The organism is Sulfitobacter sp. (assembly GCF_041552635.1).
Lineage (GTDB): Bacteria > Pseudomonadota > Alphaproteobacteria > Rhodobacterales > Rhodobacteraceae > Sulfitobacter.
In genome coordinates, this window is the sequence record NZ_JBFEKM010000187.1 from 1 (window position 1) to 7,027 (window position 7,027).

Below are 7,027 nucleotides of genomic sequence, written 5' to 3' on the forward strand. Positions count from 1 at the left end.
CGATGTGATCAACACCGGTCGCAGCGACGATATTGTGTTGGGCGGCTTTGATCAGGACGAGATTTACGCCTCCGAAGGGTCGAACATCGTTCTGGGCGACAACGGCTATGTGATTTTCGAGACGGAAGCGTCGAACTTCGGTGACCTTCAAATCGCGCTAGTCGAGATTTCGACCACATCGCCCACAACGGGCGGCAGCGATATGATCCGCACGGGGTATGGCGCTGACCTGATCCTTGGTGGCGGTGCCAATGACACCATCACGGCAAACGTGGGTGAGACTGCGACGCAAACTGACGCGATCAATCTGGTCTTCGGTGACTTTGGTGCCGCGTACTGGAACCGTGATGGTGATCTGGCGACGCTCGACTTGGTGACGTCCATCGACACGGCCTTTGGCGGGCGCGATGTGATCAACACCGGTCGCAGCGACGATATTGTGTTGGGCGGCTTTGATCAGGACGAGATTTACGCCTCCGAAGGGTCGAACATCGTTCTGGGCGATAGCGGTCTGCTGAAATCCGGTGCGATCGAGACGAACGTGCCAAGCTTTGGTCTGGCGCTGCGCACGCTGATGTCGATTGCGGATGAATTGGGTGATGACGACATGATCGCCACCGGCACCAGCACCGACCTGATCTTTGGTGGCAACGGCGATGATACAATCGACGCGGGTCAGGGTGATAACATCGTGCTTGGCGACAACGGCACCGCGATCTTTGACAGCACCGTGACCAACTTTGGCGATCTGCCCATCGCGATCCTGAGTGTGACCACGCAAAGCCCCGCAATCGGCGGCAATGACATGATCACGACGGGTCTGGGCAAAGACATCGGATTTGGTGGTGCCAGGGATGATACTATTGTCACAGACTTTGCCGGCGATTTCAGCGGCACCGACGGGTATGACATTGTTCTGGGCGACCACGGCTACATCAACTTTGTGAACCCCGAGACGGGCACCTACACCTTCCTGCGCGACATCGTGTCGATTGACCCGGCCTTTGGTGGCGATGATGTGATCAGCACAGGTCTGTCGACCGACATCATCTTTGGCGGCAACGGCAATGATGCGATCAACGCGGGCATCGTGGACAACTTTACCGACGTCGTCTTTGGCGATAACGCCTAGATCACGCTGAACAAGACCGGTGTATTCGAAGGCCCGACCGCTGATGATCCAAATGGTCAGGAATTCGGCGTCATCAGCTTTAACTTTGGCAACGATCACTATCGGGCGGACACCACAGTGGACGGTGTTGCCGGTGCGGGCAACTCGGCCTCTGACAAGCCGGCACCGCGTGCCGATGGCTGGAACGAGCTGAGCGAGGATCGTGGCATATTTGGTGATGACGCGGCTGAATTGGTGCGCGACGAAACCGGTGCCATCATCCGGGATGTCGCCGTCAACTGGAGCGTGCGTGACAACAAAGACCGCACCCGCGACGCCAATGATGATACCCATAGCGATATCCGCTATCCGAACTCGGCGGACGACCGTCTGTACGAGGGATACCTTTATACCGGTCACGACGACACACTGGTCATCACGCTGAGCGGTCTGGATCGCCATTACGAGACGTTCGACATCTACGTTTACCTTGATGGTGATGACGGTAAGACCAGCCGCAAGTACGGCACTGTGCGTCAGGTCAGCATCGGGTCTGAAAGCTATTTCGTCAGTGACCCTGACGGCGTCAACTTTGATGGCGATCTGATCCGCGTGACCTCGCAAGAGCGGAATGCGCCGGGTCTGGGCAATTATGTTGCTGCAACCGGTCTGTCGGGCGGCGAAATCACCATCGAAGTGTCGATCCCGTCGAACCAGCGCTATGGCTACCCTGTCATTTCGGGGCTGCAGATTGTTGGTCAGTCCTATCCGATTGATACGTTCGAGACTGTTGCCGACAGCATCGGGGGCGATGACGTGATCATTACCGGTGGTGGCGAAGACATCATCCTTGGCGGTGCCGGTGGCGACATGATCAACAGCGCCGGTGATGCCGATATGGGCCGCTTTGATGCCGATACGGTTCTGGGCGACGGCGGTATGCTGACCTTCCTGCGCACCGGTCCAGTTGGCCCTGTCGAATTTGGCGAACTGCGCGAGATCGTCAGCCGCGATGGTGATGCGGCACCGAACTACAATGACACGATCCTGACCGGAAACGGCACGGATCGCGTGATTGGCGGACAGGGTGATGACACCATCAACACTGGCGACATCTTTGAACACAACGGTGTGGATGATGCGACGTCGGGCACAGATGTGATTGCACGTGGCCTCAACTTTGGGGCGCAGATTGATGAAGGTTGGGTTGACGGTCCGGCAGGCTTTGTAGCTGCGGGCACCTGGACGAACTTCGTGGATCAGGGTAACTTTACCAAGACCTTTGCAAAGGACATAGGTTGGGGCTGGTACAAGAAATCCAAGAGCTATGACGTCCGCGTGGATTCCATGCTGACCAACGAAGGCATCCGAGTCACTGTAGGTCAGGATCTGGATAGCAAGTATGTGCGCGACGTCTATGTCGAGGATCACGATCAGATCAACGCCGACACCCAGAACGGCAGCCTGTTCAACGGCTATATCTATGCCAAGTCCAAATCTGAACTGGGCGTCGATGTAACAGGCCTAAGCGCGATCTACGGAACCGGCAGCTATGACGTATATCTCTACATTGATGCAGAAGACCGTGATGCGGCGCGCAATGGTGGGTATCGTCTGGTGTCGGCCAATGGTCAGTCGATCAGCCTGAACGATCCGGCAGGCGCGAACTTTACCGGTGAATTCATCGAATATGACCCGATGAACCCAAGCCTGCCTGCCAATGTTGTGATCTTCCGCGATGTGAGCGGTGACGCGTTCGAACTGCGCATCAACTCGGGCGGCTACCAGCACAAGGGCAAGTGGTATCTCCATGACCGCGACACGCCGAGCCTTGCAGGCATCCAGATTGTCGGTGGCGCTGATAAGGCCAATGTGGTGCAGCAGGGCGACCTTGATACCGACCTCGTGCTTGGGGATCAGGGCTTCATGCGGGTTTTTGACAACACAGTGTTCAATTTTGCCGCGCTGACGGGGGCGCCCGGAACGGCGAACGACACGATCCTTGGTGGTGCCGAAGGGGACGTGCTGATCGGTGGCGATGGAGATGATACGATCAAGGGCGAGGACGGCGATGACCGGATCGTTGGCGACAACGCCGAAGTGATCATCATCCGTGGCAACATCATCGGCCTTGACGGGTTCACCGAAAACGGAAAGCGCGAATACTATAACAGTGTGTTTGACCGCATTGACCCCTACACCATTCCGGGTTTGCAGCTGATCGACGTAGCTGCAGGTGGCAAGGACGTGATCGAAGGCGGTCGTGGCAATGACTGGGCGTGGGGCGGTACCAATGATGATACCTACGTCTTCGCCGGTGGCAGCCTTGGCATTGACCGTCTGGTTGAAAGCGACTTCATCGAGAACGAGCGCTCCTCCAAGCGCTCCGACAACGGCACGACACCTAAGGGCCTGATGAACGATACCGGCGACGCACTTGATTTCAGCGATTTCATCGGCTCGGTTGATCTGAACCTGCGCGATAGCAGTCGCCAGATCATCAACGGCGGTCGCCATCACGGCAAGATCAACCTGTCCCTCAAGCTAACCACGGCTGGCGGGTTCGAAGATGTCTCTGGCTCGGCCTTTGACGATACCATCAAGGGTAACGAGCGGAACAATGCATTGTCTGGCAACGGTGGCGATGATTGGATCGATGGCGTGTCGGGCTCTAACTTCATTGACGGTGGGACAGGCCATGATCGGCTTTATGCAGGCTCGGGCCGTTTCTCTGACAGCCGCGAACTGCGCTATGGCGATGATGCCAGTCAGGTCGTCATGGGCGGGTCCGGTGATGACCGGATGTACGGCACGCGTGCAAACGATCTGATGGATGGTGAAGACGGCGATGATCGCATCTACAGTTACGGCGGTGCGGATATCCTGTTTGGTGGGGACGGCGACGATTACCTCTCATCCTCTGGCTACAACAACATTGTGGTTGGGGGCGCAGGTCACGATGACATCTCTGGTCACCGCAAGTCTTATGATGTGTTCGCCTTTGGCGACCGCTATGGCCGTTATACGCCTTCGCCTTACGGCTATGGTGGGTATGGCGATTATTGCAACTGGTCCAGCCGCTCAAACACCTATGTCGGGGGTGATCTGGACGAGGATCTGCGCAAGATGGTGACAGAACAGTTCCTGACGTCTTTCGCTCATGACTTTGCACGCGCTGACCTGACCTTTGATGTTGCTGGCACTAGCGCGCTTCGCTTTGCGCTTGCTCCGTTTATCCTCTCGATTTCAGCACCTTGAAATCACGTAATAAACGCGTCTAAGATACCAATATTATTATAAGAATTAATTTTATGGGGAATTGGCCACAATTCCCCCAAGGTTTTGATGTATACATGCTTAATGGCAGCCAACTACCGCAGGGATTTTCGGCTTGAATGAATTTACCAAAGCCATCGGGTCTGCTTCGGACGACCCGTTTCTAAGCGCCGAAACGCTTGAAAAACTGCGCAGCGGGACCGATATGGCGCAGGTTGCTGCGGCGTGGTTGCAGGCCTTTGCGAAACAGACGTCTGGTATCCAACAGGGGCTTGTCGTCATGGCGGGCACCGGCAAAGCCAAGTTTGAACCCGTTGCGATGTGGCCCGATGGCGCAAGCCCTGCGCCTGAATTGATGCGTGCCGTTGATGGATGCCTGAAAGGCCAACGCATGCTGGTGGAAACCGGCAAGAACGATAACGCGGCGATCGCCGTGCCGCTTTTGATCGGCGGGCAACTGCGTGGCGTGTTGGCCGTGCTGTCAGATAACTCTGCCGACACTGATTTGCGCCGTGTCGTGGCACAGCTGCAATGGGCATCTGGTTGGATCGAAGCGGTGGTGCGCCGTCAGCGGATCAGTGGCAGTGACAACCTTGTCACGGTAATCGAACTGTTGGCTACCAGCCTGCATCACACCCGGTTTTCCGAAGCAGCCACAGCCGTCGCCACGGAACTGGCCGGTGCGCTGAATTGCGAACTTGTGGCGATTGGCATGATGCGGGGCGGGCATATTCGGATGCGCGCGCTGTCGAATTCCGCGACGTTTGGCAAACGCGCGACCCTTGTGCGGCTGATTGAAGCCACGTTGGACGAAGCTGTGGACCAACAAGCCGTCATCGCGCATCCACCTCTTGAAGGGTCACCCGCGCGGGTGCGCCGCGCCCATACGGCGCTGGCGGATCACGAGGGCGGGACGGGCCTGTGCACTGTGCCCCTGACCGAACAGGGCAAGACGATTGGCGCGATGCTGCTGCAGCGCAAGTCGACTGACGGTTTTGACGCGGGTGGTGTACAACTGGCAGAACAGGCAGCGGTTTTGATCGGCCCCGTCCTTGATATCAAGCGTCGCGAAGACCGTTGGCTGTCTGCGAAAATATGGGATTCCATAACGAACTTCTTCAAGGCGCTGTTCGGCGCGCGGCATGCGCTTTTGAAACTGGGCGTGATTGCGTTGATCGCCTTTGTCGCCTTTTGTTTTTACGCGACAGGCAACTACCGCGTTACCGCGACGACGGTTGTTCAGGGTAAAATCCAGCGTGTCGTGACCGCGCCGATTGCCGGATACCTTGTCCAGTCCGAAGCGCGCGCAGGTGATCTGGTTCAGAAAGGGGCCGTGATGGCGCGGCTGGAAGACCGTGACATTCGTCTTGAGCGGCTGAAATGGCTGGGCGACCGGACCAAGCAACAGCAGGAATATAGTCAGGCGCTGGCGCAGCGCGAACGGACGCAGGCGCGCATTCTGTCGTCACAGATCGAACAGTCGGATGCGCAGATCAGCCTGTTGGATCAGCAGCTTGAACGCATGACAATCCGCGCGCCTTTTACCGGTCTGGTGGTTTCGGGCGACCTGAGCCAAGCCCTTGGCGCACCGCTTGAACGGGGCGATGTACTGTTTCAAGTGGCCCCCTTGGATGAATACCGCGTGACGTTGCGCGTGGACGAACGCGATATCCGCGATCTGACGGTGGGGGCCAGCGGCCCCTTGGTGCTCAGCGCTTTGCCCGATACGCTTTACCGCGTCGCGGTGCAGCGGATAACGCCGATTTCAAGCCCGCTGAACGGTGCCAATATGTTTGACGTCGAAGCCTCGATCGAGGACGGCCCGATTAAGGCGCTGCGCCCCGGTATGGAAGGGGTTGCCAAGATTGAGGTCGACGAACGTCGCCTTGTCGAGATCTGGACCCGCCGTCTGGTGCTGTGGGTGCGTATGACCTTCTGGTCCTGGAGGGCATAGTCCTTTGGCTGGCTCGCTATTCTCGCCATCGTGGTACCGGGTCAAGGACCTGAAACCACGGTTGCGTAGGCATGTGAATATCTATCGCCATGATTACCGCGGTCGCATCTGGTTCATCCTGCAGGATCTGGCTACGGGCCGGTCGCACCGTTTTTCCCCTGCGGCATATCGCATGGTTGGCATGCTAGACGGCACGCGGTCGTTGGGGGAAGTCTGGGATATCGCCAACGAACAGCTTGGCGAACGCGCGCCGACGCAGGACGAAGCGATCCGACTGCTTGGGCAGCTTCATGCCGCAGACGCCTTGGTCGCCGATGTGTCACCCGACAGCCGCGAATTGTTCCGCCGCCACCAGCGGCACAAGCGGATGGAGATCAAACAGAAGGTCTGGTCGCCCTTGGCGGTGCGCGTCCCAATCTGGGACCCCGACTGGTTTCTAACAGCAACATTGCCGTTCATCCGGCCGTTTCTGACCAAGACCTTTGCCGTGATCTGGCTGCTGCTGGTGCTGACGGCTGCCGTGTTTGCGGCGATGAATATCGGTGCGCTGACCACGAACATCACCGACCGTGTTTTGAACCCCGGCAACTTGGCCGTTCTGTGGCTGGTCTATCCCGTTGTGAAGGCGTTCCATGAATTGGGCCACGGATACGCCGTCAAGAAGTTCGGAGGAGAGGTCCACGAAA

At 57.6% G+C, this 7,027-nt stretch carries 3 protein-coding genes and 1 pseudogene; all 4 read left to right on the top strand.

Features of this window, described 5'->3' with window-relative positions:
* Positions 1-1,132: calcium-binding protein (locus tag ABYT07_RS17640; protein ID WP_372993340.1), on the top strand; the 1,132-nt coding region annotated here is incomplete at its 5' end.
* Between the two features lie 117 nt (positions 1,133-1,249).
* The gene (locus tag ABYT07_RS17645) at positions 1,250-4,369 is read left to right on the top strand and encodes a calcium-binding protein (protein ID WP_372993341.1); all 3,120 of its coding nucleotides are present in this window, start codon (positions 1,250-1,252) and stop codon (positions 4,367-4,369) included.
* A gap of 133 nt (positions 4,370-4,502) precedes the next feature.
* Positions 4,503-6,341, top strand: coding sequence for an HlyD family efflux transporter periplasmic adaptor subunit (locus ABYT07_RS17650; protein WP_372993342.1), 1,839 nt, complete (start codon positions 4,503-4,505; stop codon positions 6,339-6,341).
* Between the two features lie 4 nt (positions 6,342-6,345).
* A pseudogene (locus tag ABYT07_RS17655) lies at positions 6,346-7,027 on the top strand (peptidase M50); the annotation flags it as partial.